The organism is Streptomyces sp. NPDC051109 (assembly GCF_044455885.1).
GTDB lineage: Bacteria > Actinomycetota > Actinomycetes > Streptomycetales > Streptomycetaceae > Streptomyces.
The window spans coordinates 558,329-583,298 of sequence record NZ_JBITFF010000001.1 but is presented as its reverse complement, the minus strand read 5'-3'; the positions used below and the strand labels follow the sequence as shown (position 1 = coordinate 583,298).

23 protein-coding genes and 1 pseudogene are annotated in these 24,970 nt (G+C 73.1%); 11 read left to right on the top strand and 13 right to left on the bottom strand.

Annotation, left to right across the window (positions count from 1 at the left end):
• Window positions 1-12: 12 nt before the first annotated feature.
• On the bottom strand, window positions 13-1,251 hold the full coding sequence (locus ACIBAD_RS02480; protein ID WP_398903850.1) for a MurT ligase domain-containing protein: 1,239 nt from the start codon (window positions 1,249-1,251) through the stop codon (window positions 13-15).
• 123 nt (window positions 1,252-1,374) lie between these two features.
• Here ACIBAD_RS02480 and def point away from each other — a divergent pair, with 123 nt between their 5' ends.
• On the top strand, window positions 1,375-1,938 hold the full coding sequence (def, locus tag ACIBAD_RS02475; RefSeq protein WP_134068291.1) for a peptide deformylase: 564 nt from the start codon (window positions 1,375-1,377) through the stop codon (window positions 1,936-1,938).
• A 40-nt stretch (window positions 1,939-1,978) separates the two neighbouring features.
• Here the strand turns inward: def and ACIBAD_RS02470 are convergent, their stop codons facing one another.
• On the bottom strand, window positions 1,979-2,623 hold the full coding sequence (locus ACIBAD_RS02470; protein ID WP_134068290.1) for a TetR/AcrR family transcriptional regulator: 645 nt from the start codon (window positions 2,621-2,623) through the stop codon (window positions 1,979-1,981).
• Window positions 2,624-2,815: 192 nt separating this feature from the next.
• On the opposite strand from ACIBAD_RS02470, the gene ACIBAD_RS02465 reads away from it, so the two are divergent.
• Entirely contained in the window at window positions 2,816-4,045 is a 1,230-nt protein-coding gene (locus ACIBAD_RS02465; protein WP_398903847.1) for an acyl-CoA dehydrogenase family protein, read from the top strand.
• 53 nt (window positions 4,046-4,098) lie between these two features.
• Here ACIBAD_RS02465 and ACIBAD_RS02460 read toward each other — a convergent pair whose 3' ends face one another.
• Window positions 4,099-4,872 (bottom strand): hypothetical protein, encoded by a 774-nt coding sequence (locus ACIBAD_RS02460; protein WP_134068288.1) that lies wholly within the window; start codon window positions 4,870-4,872, stop codon window positions 4,099-4,101.
• A gap of 361 nt (window positions 4,873-5,233) precedes the next feature.
• Here ACIBAD_RS02460 and ACIBAD_RS02455 point away from each other — a divergent pair, with 361 nt between their 5' ends.
• Entirely contained in the window at window positions 5,234-5,419 is a 186-nt protein-coding gene (locus ACIBAD_RS02455; RefSeq protein WP_030158228.1) for a DUF5999 family protein, read from the top strand.
• Between the two features lie 144 nt (window positions 5,420-5,563).
• Here the strand turns inward: ACIBAD_RS02455 and ACIBAD_RS02450 are convergent, their stop codons facing one another.
• Entirely contained in the window at window positions 5,564-7,663 is a 2,100-nt protein-coding gene (locus ACIBAD_RS02450) for an ATP-binding protein (protein WP_398903845.1), read from the bottom strand.
• A gap of 85 nt (window positions 7,664-7,748) precedes the next feature.
• Window positions 7,749-8,705 carry a fibronectin type III domain-containing protein gene (locus ACIBAD_RS02445; protein ID WP_398903842.1) on the bottom strand — a complete coding sequence of 319 codons (957 nt, stop codon included), beginning with the start codon at window positions 8,703-8,705 and terminating at the stop codon, window positions 7,749-7,751.
• Between the two features lie 590 nt (window positions 8,706-9,295).
• Here ACIBAD_RS02445 and ACIBAD_RS02440 point away from each other — a divergent pair.
• The 3 genes and pseudogenes from ACIBAD_RS02440 to ACIBAD_RS02430 all read left to right on the top strand — a co-directional run.
• Window positions 9,296-9,861: pseudogene (locus tag ACIBAD_RS02440) on the top strand (ABC transporter ATP-binding protein); the annotation flags it as partial.
• A 153-nt stretch (window positions 9,862-10,014) separates the two neighbouring features.
• A complete protein-coding gene (locus ACIBAD_RS02435; protein ID WP_134074112.1) occupies window positions 10,015-10,209 on the top strand; it encodes a hypothetical protein in 195 nt (64 codons plus the stop codon).
• Between the two features lie 153 nt (window positions 10,210-10,362).
• Window positions 10,363-11,931 carry a hypothetical protein gene (locus ACIBAD_RS02430; protein ID WP_398903840.1) on the top strand — a complete coding sequence of 523 codons (1,569 nt, stop codon included), beginning with the start codon at window positions 10,363-10,365 and terminating at the stop codon, window positions 11,929-11,931.
• 67 nt (window positions 11,932-11,998) lie between these two features.
• Here the strand turns inward: ACIBAD_RS02430 and ACIBAD_RS02425 are convergent, their stop codons facing one another.
• The 3 genes from ACIBAD_RS02425 to ACIBAD_RS02415 all read right to left on the bottom strand — a co-directional run bounded on the left by ACIBAD_RS02425 (window position 11,999) and on the right by ACIBAD_RS02415 (window position 14,184).
• Window positions 11,999-12,682 carry a cytochrome b/b6 domain-containing protein gene (locus tag ACIBAD_RS02425; protein ID WP_134068284.1) on the bottom strand — a complete coding sequence of 228 codons (684 nt, stop codon included), beginning with the start codon at window positions 12,680-12,682 and terminating at the stop codon, window positions 11,999-12,001.
• Window positions 12,666-13,331, bottom strand: a complete 666-nt coding sequence (locus ACIBAD_RS02420) for a molybdopterin-dependent oxidoreductase (RefSeq protein WP_398903975.1) — start codon at window positions 13,329-13,331, stop codon at window positions 12,666-12,668. Before ACIBAD_RS02420 ends, ACIBAD_RS02425 begins: the two co-directional genes overlap by 17 nt.
• 184 nt (window positions 13,332-13,515) lie before the next feature.
• A complete protein-coding gene (locus tag ACIBAD_RS02415) occupies window positions 13,516-14,184 on the bottom strand; it encodes a DUF6445 family protein (protein ID WP_134068283.1) in 669 nt (222 codons plus the stop codon).
• A gap of 144 nt (window positions 14,185-14,328) precedes the next feature.
• Between ACIBAD_RS02415 and ACIBAD_RS02410 the strand changes: the two genes are divergently transcribed.
• Complete coding sequence (locus ACIBAD_RS02410; RefSeq protein WP_134068282.1) at window positions 14,329-14,991, top strand: DUF2278 family protein; 663 nt, start codon at window positions 14,329-14,331, stop codon at window positions 14,989-14,991.
• Window positions 14,992-15,042: 51 nt separating this feature from the next.
• Here ACIBAD_RS02410 and ACIBAD_RS02405 read toward each other — a convergent pair whose 3' ends face one another.
• Together ACIBAD_RS02405 and ACIBAD_RS02400 are read right to left on the bottom strand one after the other, a co-directional pair.
• On the bottom strand, window positions 15,043-15,315 hold the full coding sequence (locus tag ACIBAD_RS02405; protein ID WP_134068281.1) for a hypothetical protein: 273 nt from the start codon (window positions 15,313-15,315) through the stop codon (window positions 15,043-15,045).
• A 134-nt stretch (window positions 15,316-15,449) separates the two neighbouring features.
• The gene (locus ACIBAD_RS02400; RefSeq protein ID WP_134068280.1) at window positions 15,450-15,854 is read right to left on the bottom strand and encodes an LPXTG cell wall anchor domain-containing protein; all 405 of its coding nucleotides are present in this window, start codon (window positions 15,852-15,854) and stop codon (window positions 15,450-15,452) included.
• Window positions 15,855-16,032: 178 nt separating this feature from the next.
• On the opposite strand from ACIBAD_RS02400, the gene ACIBAD_RS02395 reads away from it, so the two are divergent.
• The 3 genes from ACIBAD_RS02395 to ACIBAD_RS02385 are packed head-to-tail and all read left to right on the top strand — an operon-like array spanning window position 16,033 to window position 18,712.
• Window positions 16,033-17,268, top strand: coding sequence for a histidine kinase (locus tag ACIBAD_RS02395; RefSeq protein ID WP_398903836.1), 1,236 nt, complete (start codon window positions 16,033-16,035; stop codon window positions 17,266-17,268).
• Window positions 17,256-17,909: a response regulator gene (locus tag ACIBAD_RS02390; protein ID WP_398903834.1), complete on the top strand. Its 654-nt coding sequence runs from the start codon at window positions 17,256-17,258 to the stop codon at window positions 17,907-17,909. The genes ACIBAD_RS02395 and ACIBAD_RS02390 overlap by 13 nt, the downstream gene beginning before the upstream one ends.
• On the top strand, window positions 17,906-18,712 hold the full coding sequence (locus ACIBAD_RS02385; RefSeq protein ID WP_134068278.1) for a hypothetical protein: 807 nt from the start codon (window positions 17,906-17,908) through the stop codon (window positions 18,710-18,712). The genes ACIBAD_RS02390 and ACIBAD_RS02385 overlap by 4 nt, the downstream gene beginning before the upstream one ends.
• Window positions 18,713-18,776: 64 nt before the next feature.
• On the opposite strand, the gene ACIBAD_RS02380 is transcribed toward ACIBAD_RS02385, so the two are convergent.
• The gene (locus tag ACIBAD_RS02380) at window positions 18,777-19,610 is read right to left on the bottom strand and encodes a hypothetical protein (protein ID WP_398903831.1); all 834 of its coding nucleotides are present in this window, start codon (window positions 19,608-19,610) and stop codon (window positions 18,777-18,779) included.
• Window positions 19,610-20,890, bottom strand: coding sequence for a VWA domain-containing protein (locus tag ACIBAD_RS02375; protein ID WP_134068276.1), 1,281 nt, complete (start codon window positions 20,888-20,890; stop codon window positions 19,610-19,612). Before ACIBAD_RS02375 ends, ACIBAD_RS02380 begins: the two co-directional genes overlap by 1 nt.
• Window positions 20,891-21,035: 145 nt before the next feature.
• On the opposite strand from ACIBAD_RS02375, the gene ACIBAD_RS02370 reads away from it, so the two are divergent.
• Window positions 21,036-21,314, top strand: a complete 279-nt coding sequence (locus ACIBAD_RS02370; protein WP_134068275.1) for a hypothetical protein — start codon at window positions 21,036-21,038, stop codon at window positions 21,312-21,314.
• Between the two features lie 93 nt (window positions 21,315-21,407).
• Here the strand turns inward: ACIBAD_RS02370 and ACIBAD_RS02365 are convergent, their stop codons facing one another.
• Window positions 21,408-24,905 (bottom strand): M28 family peptidase, encoded by a 3,498-nt coding sequence (locus ACIBAD_RS02365; protein WP_398903973.1) that lies wholly within the window; start codon window positions 24,903-24,905, stop codon window positions 21,408-21,410.
• Window positions 24,906-24,970: the final 65 nt, after the last annotated feature.

The window sequence follows — 24,970 nt, the reverse complement described above, 5'->3', positions numbered from 1 at the left end:
TCCTTGAGGGTTCTAGTTGCCGACGCGGCGGCGCACGTCCTGGAAGGCGGTGTAGTTGGCGATCAGCTCGATCTGCCCGGGCGGCGCCAGCTGTACGGCCTCGTCGAGGGTCTCGCACACGCGGAAGTCCAGGCCGGCGACCTCCAGGCGGACCGCGAGGTCCAGCTTGCGGTCGCCGATCACGAAGATCGGGTGGCCGGCCAGGCGCGGGTAGTCCACGTCCCACAGCCAGGAGGTGTCCGTGCCGTCGGCGCCGCGCGCGTTCACCGAGAGGATCACCGGGGTCGGCGGCGGGTCGATCAGCGAAAACGTTTCGAGCCAGCCCGCCGGGTTCTTCGCGAGCAGCAGCCGCAGCTCACGGCCCTGGAAGTTCACCACGTCGTAGCGGCCGGCGACGGCCTGCACCTGGTACATCCGCTCCAGCGCGACCTGCGGCGGGACGCCGAAGACGGCGGCGACGGCGGCCGAGGTGGCGGCGTTCGCCTTGTTGGCGCGGCCGGGCAGCTGGAGGTGGATCGGCCAGGCCGAGCCGTGCGGGTCCAGTACGTGGTCCCCGGACAGCACCCAGCTCGGGACGGGGCGCCGGAAGCCGCACTCGCCGCAGAACCAGTCGTCGCCGGGGCGCTGCATGACGCCACCGCAGGAGGGGCACGACCACGCGTCGTCCTTCCACTCCTGGCCGGCGGCGACCCACACCACGTTCTGCGAGGAGGAGGCCGACCACACGATGAGCGGATCGTCGCAGTTGGCGACGATGACGGCCTTGGAGCCCTGGAGGCCCTCGCGCCACTTCTCCGCGAGCATGCGGGTCTCGGCGGCGCGGTCCAGCTGGTCGCGCGAGAGGTTCAGCAGGGCGATCACCTTGGGGGTGACGTCCCGGGCCACTCCGGCGAGGTACTTCTCGTCCACCTCGATGACGCCGTACTTGGCATCGGAGCCGCCCGCGAGGGCGGAGGTGATGCCGGCCGGCATGTTGGCGCCGAGGGCGTTGGAGACGACCGGCCCGCTGGCCCGCAGGGCCTCGGCGATCAGCCGGGTCGTCGTGGTCTTGCCGTTCGTCGCGGAGACGAGGACGACGTCGAGATGCTGCGCGAGCGCTCCGAGGAGATCGGGGTCGAGTTTGAGTGCGACCTTGCCACCGATCACCGATCCGCTTCCGCGTCCCGCGGCCCGCGACACCGCCGCCGCGGCCTTGCCCGCCGTCACGGCCAGCTTGGCCCGCGGCGAAAGCGGCTCTGTGTTGCCTGCCATCGTCCCTTGTCCTCCTTGCGTCGGTCGGCCCCAGCCTATCCAGTACCGGCCGGGGCCTTGACCGCGGCGCCCCCGGGGCGCCGCAGATCTCCTCATATATTCGCCCGTCGTACGCTTACGGCCATGCGACAGCGCCCCATCCCCGGTACCACCGGCCTCGTCCGCACCATCAGCCTGCTGGGCGACCCGGTGCTCCACTCGGCGTGCGCGGAGGTCACCGCTTTCGGCCCGGCCCTCGACCGGCTCATCGAGGACATGTTCGCGACGATGTACGCCGCCGAGGGCGTCGGCCTCGCCGCGAACCAGATCGGCGTCGGGCAGCGGGTGTTCGTGTACGACTGCCCCGACGACGAGGACGTGCGCCACGTCGGGCACATCGTCAACCCGCGTCTGGTGGCGGCCGACGGGGACGAGTTCCGCGGTCCCGAAGGCTGCCTGTCGCTGCCCGGCCTGGAAGCGGGAACGGTCCGCTTCGACCGCGCGGTCGTCGAGGGGGTCACCTCCGACGGCGCGCCCGTGCGGATCGAGGGCACCGGGTTCTTCGCCCGCTGCCTCCAGCACGAGTGCGACCACCTCGACGGCACGGTCTACGCGGACCGGGTCACGGGGCTGCGCGCCAGGCGGCTGCGGCGGGCGATCCGCAAGACGCCGTGGGGCGCACGGGCCGCCGGGGCCGCGCAGGACTGAGCGCGGCCCGATCCGGCGGGCCCTCGGGCTCCCGGGCCCGTCAGAACCCCGGGCCGTCCACGCGGTTGCCGGCCGTGGCCAGCCGGCCCCACAGCAGGTCGGTGAGTCCGGCGACCAACTCCGCGCGGTCGCAGGGGCGTTCGCCGAGCCACCAGTCGCCCGCGGCGTGCATCATCCCGACGATGCCGTGGCCCCAGATCCGGGCCAGGCGCTCGCCGCCGGGGCCGAGGTCCACGCGCTCGCCGATCACGTCGGCGAGCTCCTCGCCGAGCCGGCGCAGCAGCGGCGCCGAGTGCAGGCCCACGTCGAAGCCCCGCTCGGCGGAGTGCGAGTCCTCGGCCGGGTGCATCAGGAACCGGTACACCTGCGGCCGGGCCTCGATGGCCGCGAGATAGGTGTCGAGGGTGGACTCCACGCGGCTGCGGCGCTCGGCCGGGGCGTCGAGCGCGGCCCGCAGCGAGTCGAGCAGGGCGTCGGTGTGCCGGACGGCGAGGGCCTGGTAGAGCCCGGCCTTGTCGCCGAAGTGCCGGTAGAGGATCGGCTTGGTGATGCCGGCCTCCGCCGCGATGGCGTTCATGGACGCCTTGGGGCCGTCCCGGAGGACGACCCGGTCGGCCGCTTCGAGCAGCTCCCGTCTGCGGCGCTCGGCCGCTCCCGGTTCGCCGGCCTGCTGAGTGGTCTCCATGACGTGTTTCTCTCCCCGCCCTTGCGATGGTGCGTGACGCCCACGCAACGTAACACCCCGCACACCCTCGTGATCGAATCGGCTGCCCTGCGGACCGGTCTGCTTGACAGTGCTTACTCGTCGGTAACAGACTGTGGCCACCGTATGGGTTACCGCTAGTAACACACTGGTGGACGCACAGCTGGAGGGGACATGGCGGAGTTCACCATGGAGCTCAATGACGACCAGAAGCAGGTACGCGACTGGATCCACGGCTTCGCGGCCGAAGTGATCCGGCCCGCCGCCGCGGAATGGGACGAGCGCGAAGAGACTCCTTGGCCCGTCATCCAGGAGGCCGCGAAGGTCGGCATCTACTCGCTCGACTTCTACGCCCAGCAGTTCTTCGACCCTACCGGCCTCGGCATCCCGATGGCCATGGAGGAGCTGTTCTGGGGTGACGCGGGCATCGCCCTGTCGATCGTGGGCACCGGGCTCGCCGCCATCGGCGTCCTCGCCAACGGCACCGAGGAGCAGATCGGGACCTGGATCCCGCAGATGTACGGCACGCCCGACGACGTGAAGGTCGCCGCCTTCTGCTCCTCCGAGCCCGACGCCGGATCCGACGTCGGCTCGATGCGGACCCGCGCCGTCTACGACCAGGCCAAGGACGAATGGGTCCTCAACGGCACCAAGACCTGGGCGACCAACGGCGGTATCGCCAACGTCCACATCGTCGTCGCCGTCGTCGACCCCGAGCTCGGCACCAAGGGCCACGCCTCCTTCATCGTGCCGCCCAACACGCCGGGCCTGTCCCAGGGGCAGAAGTTCAAGAAGCACGGCATCCGCGCCTCGCACACCGCCGAGGTGGTCCTGGAGGACGTCCGCGTCCCCGGCTCCTGCCTGCTGGGCGGCAAGGACAAGCTGGACGAGCGCCTCGCGCGGGCCCATGAGCGGGCCAGGGCCGGGGGCGGCGAGCGCGTGAAGAACGCGGCCATGGCCACCTTCGAGGCCTCGCGCCCGGCGGTCGGCGCCATGGCCGTCGGCACCGCGCGCGCGGCGTACGAGGTGGCCCTCGACTACGCCAAGACCCGTACCCAGTTCGGCCGCCCGATCATCGACAACCAGGGCGTCGCCTTCCAGCTCGCCGACATGCGGACCTCCATCGACGCGGCCCGTCTGCTCGTGTGGCGGGCCTCCTGGATGGCGGTCGCGGGCAAGCCCTTCACCTCGGCGGAGGGCTCCATGTCGAAGCTGTTCGCGAGCGAGGTGGCCAAGAAGGTCACCGCCCAGGCGGTCCAGATCCTCGGCGGCAACGGCTTCACGCGCGAGTACCCGGTGGAGCGCATGCACCGCGACAGCGCGATCTACACCATCTTCGAGGGGACCAGCGAGATCCAGCGGCTGGTGATCGCCCGCACGATCTCGCAGATGCCGATCCGCTAGCGCGGCCCGGACGACGGCGCCCCCGCCCCCTTCCGGTGTCCGGGGGCGCACGTCTAACGCAGCGGCGTCAGGCAGGTGAGGCTCTCCCCGTCGGGGCTGTACTCCAGGGATGCGAGGAAGTCGCGCGGGGCGCAGGTACCGCCGGGCTTGTCCGCAGGGCGGGTGGCCCGGTACTGGGCGTTCGCCGAGCCGCAGTCCGTGATCAGCAGCTTCTGGTCGTGCCAGTCGCCCTCGTTGCGCACGCACTGCCCGGTGATCAGCGCGGGCGGCTTGTCCTCCCCGGCCGCCAGACCCAGCAGGACGAGCACGGGCGGCACGAAGGCGAGCAGCACGACCGGCACCAGGAAGGCCAGCGCCGACGGCCGGCGCCACAGCGGCCTGCCCGGGTCCAGCGAGCGCACGATGGCGCCCGCCGGGGGAGCGAGTCGGAGGAAGCGCGCCCGCGCACCGACGTTCATCAGCAGGGTGACCGGCGTGATGAACACGGACAGCGGGCCCCACCAGCCCTGCCACAGCGTGTCCGCGGACATCCCGCGGTAGGTGGCGAGTCCGCAGTCGCGGCAGAACGGCCCCTCCTGGCGCAGGAACCGCATCAGGACGAGCATGCCCTGGTGCCCCCGTACGGTGGCCCGCACCGCCGGCTGGGCCCCGCACACCCGGCAGCCGTACGGGGCCTGCGGCACCGGCTGGTGGCCGTACGGGACCGCCTGCGGCGGCAGGCCGTACGGGACTGCCTGCGGCGGCAGGCCGTACGGGTGGGGGCTGCCCTGCTGCGGGGCGTACGGGTGGTACGGGCCGGCGCCGTGCTGCGGTGGCGGAGTGGCCACGGATCCCTCCTCGGGTCTCGCGGTGACCACCGGGCGGTCGGTGATCACCGGCACCCTAGCCCGCGTTTCCCCGCCCGCCGCAGTCGGGCAACGGGCCCGCGGCGAACGTGATCCCGGCCACGCCCGTGCGCGCCGCGAAGGCCGCCGCGGCCCGCGTGGCCGCGCCCTCCAAGGGGCGTCGGGTGAACGATCCGAATACCGGGCATGAGCGCATGGTGAGCGGGCATACACACCCTGAACTGGACCACGAATATGGGTTCCGTCCGGGGGCGGCGATCAGCAATACTCACCGCCACCGTGGATCGCGGATTCGACCGGGTGACCACCGGCCCTCCCGCCCCACACTGCGAGGAGGTGCGCCATGTGCTCCCACCAGCCCCCCTGCCCGTCCGCCGACAGCGCCGATCACGACGCCGCCCGCACCGTGGCCTTCCGCCCCGAACAGGGCTGGAGCCTGCTCTGCAACGGCCTGGTGGTCTTCGACGACACCGGTGAGCTGCTCCCCGACGGCCGCGCGGTGGAACCCCGCCGCCCGGCCCTGGTCTGAGCGAGGAGGCCGTATGCGCCAGCAGCTGATCCGCAAGCCCGTCCCCAAGCCCGCACCACGAGACCTGGACCTGCGCACACCGTCGGGCAGACCCCTCCCGTACTGACGGGAGCCCCGACGTTATGCGGCCCCACCGGCTGGAGTTCAGCCGGTGGACGCCGCGGTTCCGCCCAGGAACGCGGCCTCGAAGGCCTCGTCGCCGATCGCCGCGCGGGCCCGCCGCTCGCCCTGGTCCCGCAGGGCCGTCAGCGAGGGTGAGCCCATCTGCGGCCGCCCGACGGTGCGCCACCAGGCGTGCCCGGTGCCCAGCAGACGCGCCGCGAGCTCCCCGTCGCCCAGCGCGGCCACCGCCGCCGCGAGCACGTCCAGGCCCAGCGCGATGCCGAACCGGTCGCCGAGCAGCCGCTTCCCGGAGAGCATCGCCCGTACGTGGCGCGCCGCCTCGCCGTGGTGGCCGAGCCCGAGCGCCGCGACCGCCAGCACGTAGTCCGCGTACGCCCGCAGCCAGCGCTCGCCCAGCTCCGCGCAGGCCTCGCGCAGCCCCCGGGCCTCCTCGGCGGCCTCCTCGAAGCGCTGCAGGTCGCACAGGGCGTAGCCGGTGGCCAGCCGGCACAGCAGCCATCCCGGGCCGCTGGTCCGGCCGCCGTGGCCGGCCCGGGCCCTGGGCCCGGCCAGCTCCAGCGCCCCCACGGGGTCCCCGGGCATCAGCACCGAGACGCCGTGCAGGTACGCCGCTCGCAGTTCCGGCTCGGGATCCGCCAGCCGGGCCGCCGCGCGGGTGCACTCCACGCCCAGCTCGCGGGCCGCCTCCATGTCCCCCTGGAGCAGCGCGGTCAGCCCGAGGGCCCACAGGGCCTGGGTGTACGCGGCGCCGGTGCCCGGGGCCGTCCGCAGGGCCCGTTCCAGGAAGCCCCGCCCCTCGTGGACGTGCCCGCAGGAGAACCAGAAGAACCACAGGGCCCCTGCCATCTCCAGAGCGGCCGCCGGGTCCACGCCGAGGAGGTGCTCCAGCGCCGTGCGCAGCTGTGCGTGCTCGGCGGTCATCCTGCGGTACCAGTCCACCTGGTCCGGGCTCATCCAGCCCCGGTCGGCGGCCTGGCAGAGCGCCGCGTACCAGTGGGCGTGCCGGTCGGCGACGGTCTGTACCTCGCCGAGCTCGCTCAGCCAGTCGTGACCGTACTCGCGGATGGTGTCCAGCATCCGGTAGCGGGCCCCCGCCCCCCGCTCCAGGGTGCGCCGTACGACGGACTTCGCGACCAGGCCCGCGAGCACCCGCTCCACCCGGGAGGCGGGCAGCGGGCCGCCCGAGCACACCGCCCGGGCGGCGGCGACGTCGAAGTCCCCGGTGAAGACGGACAGTCGGGCCCACAGCAGCCGTTCCACCGGCTCGCACAGCTCGTGGCTCCAGCCGATCGCGGTCCGCATCGTCCGGTGCCGGGGCTGGAGGGGCCCGCTGTCGGACAGCACGGCGAAGCGCGTGCCGAGGCGCTGCGCCATCTGCTCCAGGGTCCACAGCCGCAGCCGGGCGCCGGCCAGTTCCAGGGCCAGCGGGATCCCGTCGAGGCGGCGGCACACCTCGGCCGCGAGTCGCGCCCGTTCGGGGTCGTCGAAGGCCGCCGCGGCCTCGGGGGTCGCGGCCGCGGCCCGGGCGCGGAACAGGGCGAGGGCGTCGCTTTCGGGGCCGTCGCAGGGCAGGGGGCAGACCTCGACGACCTTCTCGCAGGGGCTGTCGAGGGGTTCCCGGGAGGTGACCAGGACCGTCAGTCCGGGTGCGGACTGCAGGAGTTCACCGACGAGGTGGCGGCACTCGGCCACCATGTGTTCGCAGGTGTCGAGGACGAGGAGCAGTTCCTTGTCGGCCATCCACGCGCACAGCTCCTCGTCGAGGGGGCGGGCGGAGTGGTCGGCCAGGCCGACTGCGTGGGCGACGGTCATGGTGAGCAGGCCGGGGTCGCGCAGAGGTGAGAGCTCCACCCACCAGATCCCGTCGGGCCGGGCCTGATCGGGATCGCTGACGGCCCGCAGGGCGAGGCGGGACTTGCCGACGCCGCCGACCCCGGTGAGCGTGGTCAGCCGGCGGGAGCGCAACAGGTGGTGCAGTTCGGCGAGTTCGCTTTCCCGCCCGACGAACCCCGCGGGGTGGGGCGGCAGGTTTCCCGGCGGGACGCAGGCAGCCGGACCGGGATCGCCGTCGGGCTCCGCTGAATCCGGCCGTTTTCCGTTGAACGCGTACTCACCGAACACGGATGTATTGTGCGCGATCTTCTTGCCCGGCCGTGCCGTTCCGTTCGGATTGCCGTCACCTTGCCGGGAGAGGGGCCGTGCGCCCTCATGCCGCGAGTACGATGCTCCGCTCCGCGGAGAAGGCTCCCCAGTTGCCGTCGGGCAGCCGTGCGCGCAGCTTGAGGGCCCACCGCGTGCCGGCCGGTTCGGTCACCGTGAGCCGGTGCTCCACAGCGGCGGCTCCGGAGGCGGGCACGGCGCCGGTGCCGAATTGGATGACGGTGACGGGCCGTCCGTTGACGTGGAGTTCGTACTCCGCGGTCGGGCGGCCGGTGTCCGGGGCGGTCCAGGTCAGCGTGACGGCGCCGGGAGAGGCGGTCGCGATGAACTCGGCGGGGGCGGTGCCCGGGCCCTGCCCCGCGGAGGGCGGGGTGGTCACGTCCACCGCCGGGCCGTCGGGGGAGGAGTTGTCCGCGCCGTCGCGGGCCCGGACGGTGAACGTGTAGACGGTGTCCGGCTGGAGGCCGGTCAGGGTGGTCCCGGTCTCGCCGGGGCCGGCCGTGTGGATCCGGATGCCGCCCTGGTAGACGTCGTACGCGGTCACGCCGGTGTCGTCGCCGGCCGCGGCCCAGGACAGCGTGGCGGACCGGGGCCCGTCCGCCCGGCCCGTGGTGCGGGCGGGGGCGGTGGGGGCCCGGTGGTCCTCGGCCTTGGCGGGCGGGGTGGTGGCTTCGGCGGAGGCGCTCGGGGCGGAGGTGTTCCCGGCGGCGTCCCGGGCCCGGACCGTGAAGGCGTAGCCGGTCTGCGGGGTGAGGCCGGTGACGTCCACCATCGTCTTGTCGGCCGGGAGTTCGCGCACCAGCCGACCCGCCTGGAAGACCTGGTAGTTGGTCACCCCGTCGGCCGGGGCCGCAGCCTGCCACATGACGTGTACGGAGGTGGCGCTGCCGGCCTGCGCGGTGATCCCGGCGGGGGCCGCGGGGGGCGTGGTGTCTGCGGCGGCGCAGGCGGCGAGCCCGGTGGCGGCCAGGCAGAGGGCGAGCAGGGGGGCGGTGCGTCGCACGGGGGGCCTTCCTCGGCTTCCGCTTCCTCGTAAAGGTCTAGACATATATGGCACGCGTGCGGGCGTTGCGGCAAGACCCGTGCGCGGCACTCTCGCCCTCCGGTCGAGCCGCACGACCACGGCCCCGGCGCCGGTCGGCCTCGGCACCTCCTCCGCCACCGCCTTCGCGGTGGCGGTCCTGGCAGGGCCGGCGCCCGGCGTGCTCGCGGCCCGCTGCCGCGGGGCCGGCCGGACCGGGTGGTGTCCTCGCCGGCCTACACCCCTGGAGGCCGCGCCCGCCTCCCGGCGCGGCCCGCTCGCCCTCCGGTCCTTCTCCCTCGGCGCCCTGCCGTCGGGCGCTCGGGGGACGGGGCTGACGGACGCGGGCAGGGACGTGGCCACCGCGGACCGGGTGGTCCGCCACCTCGTGCCGCTCGCCCCGGTGCTGGGCCTCTCCCAACCCCCTGGTTCTTCCTGTACGTCCGCCAGGCGCGGGGCATCGGCGAGCGGTGCGTGCTGCCGGGCCACGGGCTGCGCGCCGGGATGCTCCCGATGCTGACGCCGAGTGGCTCGCGGGTACCCGGGCTGATCAGCGGAGCGCTGCGCGTGGAGAGCTCCGGAACGTCACCGTCGGCTGCGACCGCCGCCGCCCCGTCGTCCGCGACGCGCACCCCGCGCTCCGCTCCGGCGGGTCCCTGGCCTCTCGGCACCAGCGGGTTGAGGCAAGTCCACCCTCGCCCGCCCCGCCGCACCGGCCGGACCGGGGACCGTGGCCCTCGACGGCGCTGCCGCCGCGCTCCCTGCGCGTCGCGCGCGGCGTCGTCTTCCAACAGCCCGACCTCTCGGCGGACCCCCGCCTGCGGCTGCGCGACCTCGTCGCGGAACCCCTCGGCCTGCGGGCCGGCGCAAGGAAGCGGACCAGACGGTCGCCGAGTCGGCCGCGCGTGTCGGACTCGGCGCGGATCTGCTCGCCCGGCAGCCCCACGAGGCCGGCGACGGCCGACTGCAACGCACCTGTCCGGACCGCGCCTTGATGCCTCGCCCGCGCCGGCCGGTCCGCGATGAGATGACTGCGATGCCTGACGCCTCGACCACGGCAGCCCTGGTGGGGGTGGTCGAGGAGTACCGCGCCGACACGGGGGTTGGGATCCTGGCCGTCGGCCACGATCCGGTCCTGCCCGCCCGCCCGGCGCGACCGTACGACCCGCGGGGACGTGATCGTCAAGCACTGATCACCCGTTACGGACGGTCAACACCCGTACGGCGGACACGGGTTTCGCCCCAAGGCACCCCCTCCTGCGCCACGATGGCGCCGCCTAAGGAGGTAACGATGGTGATCTCGCTCTCCGTGGTCGTGCTGCTCCTCGTCCTCGCGTGGATCTTCATGCGCAGCGGCGGCCTCAAGTTCTCCCACGCCCTCGTCTGCGTCCTGCTCGGCTTCTACCTGGCGAGCAGCAGCATGGCGGCGACCATTCACGACGGCCTGACGGCCACGGCCGAGGTGGTCTCCGGCCTGCGCCCGTAAACCGCTCCGTCCGGCGCGTATTGATCAACTGTTGCGCCTTCATGAATCATCCGACTCCTCCATGGACTCCTCAGGCCGGGCGATCTAGCGTCTGGCGGCGGCGCGATGTCATACGCACTGTCAACAAGACTGAGGAGAACGGAGGAAGTTCGGATGTTCCGCAGAGCACTGAACTGCGCCGTGGTCCCGGCCCTCATCGTGTTCACCGCGATGTACGGGATTTCCCCGGCGCAGGCCGCGGAGATACCCCAGGCCCCCGGCCACCGCCTGGTCAGCCACTACGACGGAGCCCCCGCGGCCGCCGTCCCGCTGCCCGGCGAAGCCCCGCCCCAGCACCCCTTCCTCGCGCCCAACGGCCGCAGCGGCATGCACTCCGACGCCGGGGGCAGCGCCACCTCCCCCTGGTCCGGGCCGCTGGGCCGCAACCCCCAGGTGAGCAGCGAGAAGATCGCCGCCCTCGGCGGCGAGTGCGCCACCGCCACCTTCGACGCGGCAGGCCGGCTGGTCACGGTGTGCGGCACCTTCACCGGCTTCAAGGTCAAGCTCCTTGATCCCCGTACGCTGGCCACGCTCGCGGAACACCAGCTTCCGCAGCGTTCCTCGACGGTCGAGGCGATCACCTCCCTCGACTTCTCCAAGATCTTCAAAGACACCTCCGGGGGCGCCTACTTCTATCTGGACGACCAGGACCGGGCCGTGCTGGCCGACTCCCGCCAGCACATCCTGCGGCTCTCGCACGCGCAGCGGCCGGACGGCAGCTGGGCGTTCGCCGTCGACGACGACTGGGACCTGACCGGCCAGGTCCCGCACGACTGCGTCACGTGGACCAACCTGCGGCCCAGCGGCACCTGCGATCCCGTCACCTCCGTGATGCCCGACTGGAGCGGCCGCATCTGGTGGGTCACCCGCCAGGGCCGCGTGGGCACCGTGGATCCGCGGACCTCGCAGATCCGCTCGATCAGCCTCCCGGGCGAGGAGATCCAGAACTCCTTCTCGGTCGCCGAGGACGGCGTGTCGATCGTCTCCGACCACGCCCTCTACAGCTTCCGCGCCGCCGCCGACGGCACCCCCGAAGTGCAGTGGCGCCAGACGTACGACCGCGGTACGGGAACCAAACCCGGCTCCGTGAACCAGGGTTCGGGCACCACCCCGGACCTCTTCGGCGACGGCTACGTCGCCATCACCGACAACGCCGACGACCGGATGGACGTCCTGGTCTACCGGCGGGGCGCGGACGTACCCGCCGACCGGCGGCTGGTCTGCAAGGTCCCGGTGTTCGGCAGCGGTGCCTCCACCACCGACAACTCCCTGATCACCTGGGGAAACAGCATCGTCGTCGAGAACAACTACGGCTACGAGAACCTCACCAGCCTGCTTCTCGGCAAGTCGGTCGTCGGCGGGGTCAGCCGGATCGACGTCCGCGCCGACGGCAGCGGCTGCGACACGGTGTGGCAGAGCGCCGTCCGCTCGCCCTCCGTCGTCCCGAAGCTCTCCACCGCGAACGGGCTGCTCTACTTCTACGAGAAGGAGCCCAACACCTGGGGGATCGACGCCTGGTACCTGACGGCGGTGGACTTCCGCACCGGTGAGCGCCGCTGGCGGCAGCTGACCGGCACCGGGCCGCTGTACGACAACAACTGGGCGCCGATCACGCTCGGCCCCGACGGCACCGCGTACGTGGGCGTCTTCAACGGCATCGTCGCGGTACGCGACGGCGGCTGACGCCGGGCGGGCCGACGCGCGATCCGCGTCGGCCGGACCCTCAGCCCCCTCAGCCCCCTCAGCCCCCTCAGCCCCCGGAGCGTCCGGGCGGCCGGGACCGCTCGGACCGCTCAGGCTGCTCGGGCTGCCACAGCGGGTGTTCGCGCTCGGCCCAGCCACGGCCGACGGAGCCGGTACGCAGCCCGCGGCGCGCCTCGGGGTCCGCCAGGGCCTTGCCGATGTGCGCGGCGAGCACGACGGCGACGGCGAGGGCCAGCCAGTCGTGGACGAAAGTGGCGGCCGTCCGCTGGACCAGCGGTACGAGCCCGGTCCACCACATGAGCAGGCCGGTGCCCGCCATCACCAGCACGGCTCCGGCCAGCCAGCCCGCGTAGACCTTCTGCCCGGCGTTGAACTTCCCGGCGGGCCTCCCGGCCGACCGGTCGCGCCGCAGTGCGGCCCGCAGCCAGACCCGGTCGTGCGGCCCGAACCGGCCCAGGCGCCGCAGGTCGGCGCGGAAGGCGCGCGAGGCGAGACCCAGCAGGAAGGGCACGACGAGCAACAGCCCGGACCAGACGTGCACGGTGACGACGAGGTGGCGCCGGCCGACGAGTTCGGCGAGCGGCGGCAGGTACAGACAGGCGGCCGTACCGACGCACAGGCCCATCAGCGCGGCGGTGCACCGGTGGATCCACCGCTCGGCGCGGCTGAACCGGCGGACCCGCTCGGCCCGCCGGAGTACCGGAGCGGCCGGATCAGACGGTCGGGGCATCGTCGCGTCCGTTCGACCGGCCGACCCAGGCGTCGACTTCGTACCCGAGGTCCTCCCAGTAGCCGGGTTCCACGTCACGGGTGAGGGTGATGCCGGAGAGCCACTTCGCGGACTTGTAGAAGTACATGGGGGCGACGTACAGGCGGACGGGACCGCCGTGCGAGTGGCTCAGCGGCTTGTCCTGCATGCGCAGCGCCACCATGACGTCGTCCCGGCGGGCCTGGGGAAGGGTCAGTGACTCGGTGTAGGTGCCGTCGAAGCAGCTGAAGCGGATGGCCCGGGCCTCGGGGCGCACCCCGGCGGCGTCGAGCAGCCGCGTCAGCGGGACCCCCTCGAACGGGGTGCCGGGGACCCGCCAGCCGGTGACGCACTGGACGTCCCGTACGACGCGGGTCTGCGGAAGCGCCCGGAGCGCGTCGAGGGTGTACGTCATGGGGCGGTCGACGAGGCCGTCGACGGTGAGCCGGTAGTTCTGGGGGCCGCGCTCGGGGACGGAGGAGGCCACCGAGTAGTAGCGGAACCCGCCGCCGTTCGGCAGCAGGCCGGCGAGGCCGGTGGGGTCCTTGTCGGAGGCGGCGCCGAGGAAGGTCTCGAAGCCGCCCTGGAGGTACGGGGCGGCGACCAGCCCGGCGGCGCCGAGCCCGACCATGCCGAGGACCAGTCGGCGCCCGACGGGCGTGCCCTGACCGTCGGGGTCCGGGGGCTGGGGCGGGGGTACGGATGCGGGTGCTGGGCTCACGTCCCGATTCGACCACCACTGCCGCGCCCGCACCAGGCCCGGCGGCGGTCCGTCAGACTTCCGTCACACCTTTCCCACCGCCGCCGGACACCCCCTACGCCTTCCAGAAGAAGACGGCCGTCATCCGCTTCTCCTCCAGGGTCTGGCCCCAGTAGCCGGTGGCGCTGTGGATCAGGTTCGCGGAGTAGAGCAGCAGCCGGTTGGCGCGATGGGGGACCCGTACGTCCTCGGTGAACGAGTCGGGGGAGACGAATCGGGTGCCCAGGGCGTCGACCAGGCTGTTGTGCGGTGCGATCACCTGGTTGCCGCCCAGCGCCCCGCCGGGCAGGCTCTGACGGTAGAAGCTCGTCCCGCAGTCCTTCGGCACCTTCGGGTTGAGGTAGAGCACGGCGGCGTAGCGGCACAGACTCCGTGAGTCGGTGTGCGGGCGCGGCTCGCACTCGCCGTCGCCGACCACCTGCACGCAGTTGTGGTTGAACGTTCCGCCGCCCGCGGGCCGTTCGGCCCAGATCTTCGGCGCGCCGGTGGACTTGCGCACCAGACGCTCCACCAGGGCCAGTTCATCGGGGTCAAGGCCCGGCATCGCGCGCAGCCCCGGCCAGCTCTCGGGCTTGTGCGGATAGCCCTCGGTCCAGTCGTCCTTGGCCAGGCAGCGCTCCCGTACGGCGTCCGGGTCCGGCAGCACGTCGTCCAGTACCCAGTAGTCGCGCCCGCGGGTCGGCTTGCGGTACGGGAGGACCGGGAGGGGAGGAGGTAGGGGCATGGCAGGGACGGTAGCCACCGGGCCCGGTGCGGCTCACTCCGGAGGAAGTCAACGTTCCGTCAAGTATTCGCCATGGGTGGTGAGATCGCCGGGACACGCCTGCAGGCACCCGCCGCCGCGCGGACCGGGTGGTTCACTGGCGGCATGCCGCTCGAAAACTACGGAGTGCTGTCCGGAACCCTGCACCGCCACTTCCGTGACCGGCCCGACGACCAGGGCCGCTGGTTCCACGTCCACCTGGAGGTCGACGCCCCCGCCGGCCGCTACGAGTGCGCCATCGACGTGGACAGCAAGCACTCCGAGGTAGGGGTCCAGTGGAAGGTCTTCACGCTCCACGCCTCGGTGCTCGACCCCGTCGCCTCACCGGCGCCCGGCTACACCGACCTCGCCCGGGCCTCAGGATCGGGCGCGCTCGACTACCTCCGGCACCCGGCGCTCGCGGACCGCCCCGGCTGCCTCCTCGGCGGCCACCCGCCGCGGTGGCTCCAGCGGATCCTGGACCGGCTCAACCCGCCCCGGCCCTGGATCTCGGGCTCGTACCTGGAGGCCTCGCAGGCGCTGGAGCCGATCCTCGTCGTCGGCCGGCCGGTCCTGGTCTTCGGCGAACCCTTCGACGAGGGGCTCGGCATGCACAACATCCACCAGAACCAGGGTGACCCGTACGGCAGCCAGTGGTGGCCGGACAACGGCATCTGGCAGGACGGGGCCACGCTCACCCGGCGCCCGGACGGCCTCTTCGACGTTTTCGTCTCCCGGTTCTCCACGCAGCGGGAACCCACCGATGCCGACGGCCATCCGGTCACCTGATCGACGGGTACGACACCCAAGGCACGGCCCAACGACACCCCAAGGCACGGCCTAACGAGCCGCCCGGCACGCCCCGCTCGCGTCGCTTGAGGAGTAGCCGGCCTCATGGAGGCTCGCGGCGCAGCTGGTCTGGTTGCCGATCTGGCCCTCGTAGCACGCCTGCCCCACGGCGTCCGTGATCTGCTTGCCGTGTTGTACGAGGTACTGCTCGCAGTCCTGGACGCTGCCGGGGGCGGAAGCGGCCTCCGGGGCGGCGAAGAGGGCGCCCCCGGCGGCGAGGACGAAGCCGGCGAGGACGCCGGCGATACGGGCCGACACACGCATGCGGATGCACCTGCTCTCTCGGTCGGTCACGCGGTCCGCCGGTGCGCCGGGCCACGGGCGGGGGGGGGCGGCGCGGAGCAGGCACTCCGGGGGGCGACAGCCTCGACGCGCCAGTCACCCTCGCCCTTCCGACGCTAGAGCACCGCGCGGCGGGCCGCCACCGCCGCGCAGAGCGCCGCCAGCGGCAGCTCCGCGCACACGGCCAGGGCCACGGCCGCCGCCCGGGCGCCGCCCCCCGCCGCGGTCGTCACGTCGAACCAGGCGTCCGTCAGCAGTAGCGCGGCCGTCGCCGCCGCCAGCGGCGCCGCGCGGGGATCGCTGCGCCCGAGGAGCAGCCCCGTACCGCTCAGCCCCGCGGCCAGCATGGCGTCCAGCCCGATCCAGGCAGTCGACCAGTTGGAGACCTCCGCGGTCTGCGGCAGCGTCCTCGCCAGCACCACCATCCACGGGAGCAGCGCCACCCCGGCGCCGGTGAGCAGCGCCGCCGACCGGGGCCGGGGCGTGCGGAGGGCCTGGAAGCGCGGGGCGACGAGGGTCATGGCGGTGGAGCTCCTTCCGGCCCGGTGGTCCGTCCTCCGGGGTACGAGGACCACTCTGGGCTCGCGAAGGAGCGGAATCAGTAGCGGCACCGTCCGAACCGGGGGTGGCACTGGCTACACCTCCGACCGGGTACCAGGGGGGTGGAGCGGCTCTGACCAGTGCGATTACCGTACGGGCATGGGACTTTCCGGGGCGCTGAGGCGTACCACACGCTGGATCGCCGACCACGCCCCCTGGTCGGCGTGGGCCCGGCGCAGCACCGCCTTCACCGCCGCCGCGATCCCGATGGCCCTGCCCGCCGTATCGGTGCTGGTGTTCTACAGGGCCGCCCCGCTTACGCTGCTCGCGCTGCTGCTCCTGAGCCCGCTGCTCACCCGGCTCCAGCGCAGCCGCTTCCGTGAGCTGCTGGGGCGGGAGATTCCGGCCGTCGCGTACGGGCACCGGCCGCTGCGCCCACGGGCGTTGCTCGAACGGCTGCGCTCCGAGACGACCTGGCGGCAGTACGGGTACCACCTGCTGGTCAGCCCGCTCGCGGGGGTGGGCGGGGCGCTGATCGTCCTCGCCTGGGCGTGCGGGTTCGCCGGGGCCGGCGTGTACGGATGGTCGTGGCTGCTGCCGGTGGAGTACGCGGGCCCGGGCTGGACCCGGGGTTACGACACCGCCACCGTGCTCGGAGCCCTGCTGCTGCTCGCCACTCCGTGGCTGGCCGCCGCCCTGGCCCGGCTCGACGCCTTCGCCGCGGCAGCCCTCCTCGGACCCAACCGGGCCAAGGAGTTGGAACGCCGCGTCGAGGACCTCGCCGAGAGCCGGGCCGACGTCCTCGACGCCGCGGACCTCGAACGCCGGCGGATCGAACGGGACTTGCACGACGGCGCCCAGCAGCGACTGGTCGCCCTCGCCATGAACCTCGGCATCGCCCGGGCCACGCTCACCGATCTGCCGCCCGGGGCGAAGGCCGTGATCGACGAGGCGCACCGCGAGGCCAAGGAGGCCATCGAGGAGCTCAACAACCTCGTACGGGGTCTGCATCCCGCGGTCCTTGAGGACCGCGGACTCGACGCGGCCCTCTCCGGGATCGCGGCCCGGGCGCCCCTGCCCGTCGAACTGACCGTGGAGCTGGCGCACCGGCCCGGCCCCACCGTCGAGGCCGTCGCCTACTTCGTCGTCTCCGAAGCCCTCGCCAACGTGGCCAAGCACGCCAAGGCCTCCCGCTGCCGCGTCGAGGCCCGCCGGGACGCCGACACGCTGCGCATCACCGTCACCGACGACGGGGTGGGCGGCGCGGACCCGGCCCGCGGCACCGGGCTGGTGGGCCTGCGCAAACGCGTAGGGTCGGTCGACGGAACCATCCTGATCAACAGCCCCCTCGGGGGCCCGACCATCGTGACTGTGGAGCTGCCGTGCGGGCTGTGATCGCCGAGGACTCGGTGCTGCTGCGAATAGGACTGGTCAAGGTCCTCGAAATGGCCGGGTTCGAGGTGGCCGCCGAGACGGGGGACGCCGAGGGGCTGCTCTGCGCCGTGGCAGCGCACGAGCCCGACCTCGCCCTGGTCGATGTCCGCATGCCGCCCGGCTTCACCGACGAGGGAGTGCGCGCGGCGCTGATGATCCGTCAACAGTGGCCCGGCACCTCGGTCCTGCTGCTGTCGCAGTACGTGGAGGAGCGCTACGCCGCCGACCTGCTGGCCGGGCGGGCAGGGGGCGTCGGGTACCTGCTCAAGCAGCGGGTCGCCGACGTCGAGGAGTTCATCGACGCCGTCAGGCGGGTCGCGGCCGGCGGCACCGCGCTCGACCCGCAGGTCGTCTCGCAGCTGCTGCTGCGCAGGGGCGGGGGCATCGACCCGCTGGAGCGCCTCACCCCGCGCGAGCGGGAGGTGCTCGCGCTGATGGCCGAGGGGCGCTCCAACGCGGGGATCGCGGCGCAGCTCGTCGTCAGCGAGAGCGCGGTCGCCAAGCACATCAACAACATCCTGGCCAAGCTGGACCTGCCGCAGGCCGACGGCGACCACCGGCGGGTGCTCGCGGTCCTGCGCTTCCTGGACGGCACTTCGTGAGCGGGGGCGGACGCCCGGGCGGGTCGGGTCCCCGGCGCACGGCGTGGATCGCGGCCGCGGCCCTGAGCGCCGTGTCGGTCGTCGCCCCCGCCGCCTGGCAGGTCTGGTCGTACGCCTCCAGCGAGAGCGGGGCGCTGAGCGGAGGCAGCGGTGGACGGCCGGTGTCCGCCGTGGAGATCGACGCGGGCAGTGCCGACGTACGCCTCACCCCCCGCGCCGACGGGCAGGTGGTCTACCGGGCCGAGACGCGCTGGTCGGTGGCCGCCCCGGAGATCGAGGAGAGCTGGCTCGGCGACACCCTGAAGCTGACGCCGCACTGCCCCGCGCTCGGGGACCTCGCGGCATCGGGCATCGGCTGCTCGGTCGACTTGGGCGTCACCGTGCCCGCCGGCATCCCGGTGAAGGTGACGGCGGGGTCGGGCACGGTGGTGATCAGCGGGCTGGGCGGCGCCGTCGACGCCGAGGTCGGCGGCGGGACGCTCCGGCTGAGCGCGCTGCGCGGACCGCTGCGGGCGAGCGTGGGCTCGGGCTCGCTCGAAGCCTCGGGCCTCAGCTCGCCGCAGGCCGAGATCAGGGCCGGGTCGGGCTCGGCCGTCGCCCGGTTCGCCGCCCCGCCGGAGCGGGTCACCGCCCGGGCTGGTGCGGGGCGGCTGCGGCTCACCGTGCCCGCGGACACCCGCTTCCGGGTCACGGCCCGGGCCGGGGCGGGCCGTTGTGACGTCGCGCCCGGAATGGACGACCCCGCCGCTCCGGGCCGGCTGGACATCTCGGCGGACGCGGGCCGGGCGGAGGCGGGCTATTGACGCCGCGTCCCTGGAGGGTGGCCGGCGGCCACGGCGATGTGCCGTGGCCACCGGGGTCCCGGGGTCAGGCGCGGGGCGGGATCCGGGAGGGCCGGCCGCGGCCGCGGGTGAGGGAGTACCCGAAGATGCCGGCGAGGGCGCCGAGCAGTCCGCCCGCCACCGTCCAGACCCAGCGGTCGGACCACCGGCCGCCGGACCATCCGTCGGCCGGCTCGCCGACGGCGGCCGGCTGCGGGGCCGAGCTCCCGGCCCCCGCCTGCGCGGTCTTTCCGATGCCGGGTACGAGCGGTGCCGCGAGGGCTCCGTCCACCGCGAAGGCGCCTCCCGTGTCCCGGGTGGAGGCCTCGATCTCGGCCCGCACCGGAAGACCGAGGTCCTCCTGCGCCACGCCGGCGACCGTCAGCCGGACGTAGTAGGTGCCGGGCAGCGGGTCGTTGGCCCAGGGCTCCGCGCCCGGGCGCACGGTGCGCAGGGTGCAGGACAGCTCGGCGGAGGCGGCCTCCTTGGCCGCCGCGGCCTGCTGCGTGCCGTACGTGCAGGCCTGGCGGCGGCGCAGCCCGTCGTAGACGTCGAGCTGCCAGGTCGAGGCCCCGTGCCGGTTCGCCGCCGGAGGCAGCTTCACCGTGGCCTTGACCGTGGCCCGCTGCCCCGAGTCCAGCGGGACCGCCCAGTACAGGTAGTCACCGGTCGAGGCGTCGGCCGTGGCCCGCTGCCCCGGCCGGATCGCCGTGGCGGTACGGAAGGCCGTGCCCGCCTCGGTCGGCCCCGAGGCCTTGCCGCCCGGGCTCGCACTGGCACTCGCGCTCGCCGACGGGGTGTCCGCCAGGGCGGTGCCCGCCATGCCGAGCACAGCGCCCGAGCAGAGGGCGGCGGCGGTCAGTATGCGTACGGTACGCATCAGTTCGTCCTCCAGACGGAGATACGCCAGCGGGAGATCCAGCCCCACAGCAGACCGGCGACGAGACCGGCGAGCACCAGCACGCCGAGCAGCCACCAGCCGCGGCCGAGGCCGAACGCCGCCGCGTCGGACGCGCCATCGGGCCCGTCGACCACGTCGACGGTGAGCTCGACGGGCAGGCCAGGGGTGGTCTTGACCGAGGCGGGCGCCGAGAAGGAGTTGCTGACCTGGAGGCAGACGGTCTCCACCGCCGCCTTCCCGTCGCCGTCCGCGTCGGAGTCGTCGACCTCGGCCTTCGGGTAGCGCAGACCGGTCGAGACCATGTCGGTGCGTCCGTCGCCGGCCTCCGAGCCGCGGACGATCTCCCGTCCGTGCACGGTCGTCGCCCGCAGCATGACCCCGTAGTCGTTGTTGACGGCGCGGTCGGCGGCGATGCTCACCGAAGCCCGCAGCTCCTGGCCGGGCTTGACGTCCACCCGGTACCACCGGTGCTCGCCGAAGGTCTCGCGGTCGGTGTACAGACCCGCCCCGAGCTGCGGGGCGCCCGCGCACTGCTTGGCGCCCTCGGTCGCCACCGGGGTGACGACCGGGGTCGCCGCCCGGTCCACCAACTGCTTGACACGACCGGAGAGTTCGGCGGTGTGCTGAACGGAGGTGTAGGTGCCGCCGGTGGCCTCGGCGATGCAGATCAGCTGGTTGCGCGTCTTGGCGTCGGGGACGAGCCCGAGCGTGTCGATGACGAGGTGGATGCCCTGGGCTGCGATGTCACGGGCCACCTCGCACGGGTCGAGCGGGGCACAGGTGTCCTCGCCGTCGGTGATGAGCACGATCCGCCGGGTGGCGTCACCGCCCTTGAGGTCCTCGGCCGCGCCCAGCAGGGCCGGCCCGATCGGCGTCCAGCCGGTGGGGGCCAGGGTGGCCACCGCCGTCTTCGCCTCGGTCCGGTCGAGCTTGCCGACCGGGTAGAGCTGCTTGGTGTCCTTGCAGCCGAGCTGCCGGTCGTCACCGGGATAGGTGGCCCCCAGGGTCCGTATCCCGAGCCGTACCTCGTCCGGTGTGGCGTCCAGTACCTCGTTGAACGCCTGCTTCGCCGCGGCCATCCGGGACTTGCCGTCGATGTCGGTCGCCCGCATCGAGCCGCTGACGTCGAGGACCAGCTCGACCTTGGGGGACTCCTTCGCCACCGGTTCGCCGGCGGCGGCATTCGCCGGGAAGAGCCCGACCGCCAAAGTGGCCAACAGGCCGCAGGCCCCGGCCGCCACCCATTTTCTTGTGATCATCGCCGGATCGTATTGAGGATCGGCCCCCGGAGCCAAAACGCTCGGCGGCGAAGCCCGGCCGCCGTCCGGCCGACCTGCTGCGGGCGCCGCCCGCGGCTACCCTGGATGGGGGGACGGTTCGCATTGCCCCGACGGAGGCGATCCCATGAGACGACGCCATCACTTCCACATCGATCATGCCGGGCACTCCGTCAGCGCCACCGTCGAGACCGGCCGCCACGTCGAGGTGGAGATCCTGGTCGACGGCAAGGAGACGGGGCACGGCACGACGCACCACGACCGGCCCGTCACGGTGCAGGTGGACCTCCCGACCGATCCGCCGACGCCGGTGTCCGTACGTGCGACACCCGGCCCCGGCGTCCCGCGCTGTGTCCTGGAGGCCCCGGACGCCGTTCCCCAGGTCATGTCCCCGCGCCGCTACTGACGCGGCCGAGCGTACCGACGCGGCCGAGCGGCACGCGCCCCGGCCGCGGGGGGCCGGGTGCGTGCCGCTCGGGAGCGGATCAGGAGGCGGGCGTCAGCTCGCCTGGAGGGTGACGTCGTCCACGACGAAGGAGGTCTGGAGGGACTGGTCCTCCACGCCCTGGAACTGCAGGGTGACGGTCTGGCCGGCGAACCGGGACACGTCGTAGCTCTTGAGCACGTAGCCCGGGGCCGCGTCCAGGTTGGACAGGGTCTCCAGGGTCTGGCCGCCGACCGAGACGGTGAACCGGTCGTAGACCACGTTCTCGTCCTCGTCGGTGTCGATGTGGAGGTAGAAGGCGAGCCGGGCCGTGGCACAGCCGGCCGGGAGGGACAGCGACTGCGAGGCGCTGTCGGTGTGGGAGGCGCCGTAGCCGTCCAGCCACGCCATGTACGCCCCGCCGTGCGAGGCCTGGCCGGACTGGTTGGTGACGACCCCGGCGGTGGCGGTCCACGGGCTGCTGCCGTTCTCGAAGCCGCCGTTGACCACGACCTGCTTCGGGGTGCACGTGCCCCCGCCGCCGACGGTCAGGGTGTAGGTGGTGCTGTGGGCGACCGTGCCCGTGCCGGTGACGGTCAGCGTGTAGGTGCCCGCCGCGGTGGCCGCGCCGACCTGCACGGTGAGCGTCGAGGACTGGCCGGACTGCACGGAGGCCGGGCTGAGCGTCGCGGTCACCCCGGACGGGGCGCCCGAGACGGAGAGGGCGAGCGTCTGCGGGCCGCCGCTCACGGTGGTGGTGTTCACCGTGGAGGTGACGCTGGTGCCCGGGGCGGCGGAGCCGGCGGCCGGGGAGGTGCCGATCGAGAAGTCCTGCGCCGGGGTGTCACCGCCGACGGCCTGCTTCCAGATCGCGTAGGCGACCCCGTCGGCGCTGCGGTCCAGCACCGTCGCGTTGATGTTGTTCGTCGTGTCGCAGGAGCTGTGGTAGCAGGAGTCGTACGCCGCGTTCGCGGTGCCGCCCCACTTGGTCGCCTGCGCCGAGGTCTTGCGGGCGCTGGCGCCGGCCGCGTAGCCGGAGGTGGGGATGCCGCCCTGCTGGAAGGAGTAGTCGTCACTGCGGCCCTGGCCCTCGGTGTTCTCCTCGGGGGCGAGGTTCAGCGAGGCCCAGTACGCCTTCAGCGGCGCGGCCGTGGTCGAGTTGAGGTTGTTGATGAAGTAGCCGCCGTTGGGCGAGCCGACCATGTCGAAGTTGTAGTAGCCCTTGATGGCGGCCTTCTCGGCGCTGCTGAGCCGGCCCACGTAGAACTCCGAGCCGTTCAGACCCTGCTCCTCGTCGGTCCACCAGGCGAAGCGCACGTGCTTGGTCAGGGTGGGGTCCTTCTGCGCGAGGACGAGCGCGTTCTCCAGCAGGGTCGCGGAGCCCGAGCCGTTGTCGTTGATCCCCGGGCCCGCAGAGACGCTGTCGAGGTGGGCGCCGAACATGACCGTCTGGTCGGCCGGACCGCCGGGCCAGTCCGCGATCAGGTTGTTGGACGGGTAGGTGCACGAGGTGCAGTTCTGCTCGGTGACGGTGAAGCCGGCCGCCTGCAGCTTGCCCTTGATGTACGCCACGGACTGCGTGTAGCCGGCGCTGCCCGCCCGGCGGTTGCCGCCGTTCTGCGAGGCGATCGTGTTCAGCTGCGCCAGGTGGGCCTGCACGTTGGCCACGTTGATGTTCGGCGGGTCGTTCCCGGGCTGCGTGCTGCCGACGTTCAGCGCGTAGTCGACCGTGTGCGCGAGGCTCGGGCCCTGGCCCTTGACCGTGATCGTGGAGGTCCCGGGCGCCGCGTTGGCCGTGGCGGACAGCGTCAGCGTCGAGGACTGGCCGGACTGGACGGTGGCCGGGTTGAAGGAGGCGCTCACCCCGGACGGCAGGCCGGTGGCGGTGAGCGTCACCTGCTGCGCCTGGCCGGTGGTGGTGCTGGTGGTCACGGTGGTGGTGACGGACGCGCCCTGCTGGACGGTGCCCGAGGACGGGTTCAGCGCCATCGAGAAGTCGTCGTTCTGTCCGCTCGGGGTGCAGGTCGGGTCGCCGGACTGGGCGGGCACGCTGATCGCGTCCCAGGCGGCCTTGGTCCGGGTGAACAGGTTGCAGGTGGCCGGGTCGAGCGACTTGGCGGAGCTGAGGGTCGCCGTCCGGTACTTCTTGTAGGACATGCTGCTGGTCTTGAGGAGCATGCCGCCGTAGAAGATCTTGCCGGCGGTCTGCACGCCCACGCCGGTGACCGCGGACTGGTTGCAGGTGGGGCTGTTCGGCTTGCCGCCGCCGGGGCTGCTGCCCTCGGCCAGCAGGTAGAACCAGTGGTTCAGGGGGCCTGCCGCCGCGTGCACCTCGGTGCCGGGTATCGCGGAGCTGTAGCAGTTCGGGTCGTTGTCGACGGCCGACGGGTTGTACATGTTCCGGATCGGACCGCTGCCCGTCAGATTGATCATCTCGCCGACGGTGTAGTCCGGGGTGTCGTACGGGGCCGGCTCGTTGGCGTAGGCCTCTGTCAGCGCGCCGAAGATGTCGCCGGTGCCCTCGCCGAGCCCGGACTCCTGACCGCTGGTGCCGCCGGGGGTGTTGGAGTCGATGGCGTGCCCGTACTCGTGGCCCACGACGTCGATCCCGGCGATCCACTCGTTGGCGCTGTTGTGCCCGATGGTGACCGAGCTGCCGTCCCAGTAGGCGTTGAGGTCGCCGAGGCCCACCTTGCCGGGGAAGCTGCGGCCGTTGCCGCTGACGCCGTTGCGGCCCAGCCACTGGCCCAGCATGTCCCACTGCTTCTGGGCGGCGAACATCAGGTCCGCGCAGCCGGTTTCCTTGGACGTCGCATTGCCCGTGCCCCAGGAGTCCGAGGACTTGGTGAACACGCTGCCGGTGCTGTAGTCGGCGCAGCTCAGACCGGGCCGGTTCGGGTCGCGCAGCGAGTACGAGCCGCCCGAGGCGGTGGTGTCGACGGTGAGCGGGTTCGGGCCGTTCCACTTGCTGGTGGCGCTGCCCGCGACGACCTCGTCGTGGCGGTCGACGACCTTGCCGGTGCGGGCGTCCACGAAGACGTGCAGTTTGCTGGGCGCCGTCTTGGTGCTGCCGGAGAGGACGGTCTCCCAGGCGAGCACCTGCTTGTCGTCCTTGATCTTGACCACGAGCCGGCTGTCGAGCACCTTGTCGACCTTGGCCAGCTCCGCCCGCGAGACGGCCTCCGCCGCCTTCGCGGTGACCGAGGGGGTGGTCGCCACGTCGATCGCGGTGGCGGAGGCCGACTGGACGGCCCGTACGCGGCCCTGGCCGTCGGCGAGGACGACCGCGTCGCCGCCGACGACCGGCAGGCCGCGGTAGCTGCGCTCGTAGGAGACGGAGTACAGGTCCTGCACCCAGGGGGTGACCAGGCGCCGGTCGTACTGCTGCTGGGGCGAGTTGACCAGGGTGTCGAGGCCGCTGCGGACCGCCGCGTCGGCGGCGGCGACCGCGCGCTCGGCGGACTTGGCCTGCGGGGAGGGCCCGGGGGGCTGGGCTTGGGGTGAGGCGGACGCGGCGGTGGCCAGCGTGCCGGCGAGGCCCGCCGTCAGCGCCAGGGCCGCCACGGAGGCCATCCATCTGGTGGGCTGCAAGAGTCCACTCCGATCGTGTGTGGGGGGTACGGGTGGCGTTCGCGCCG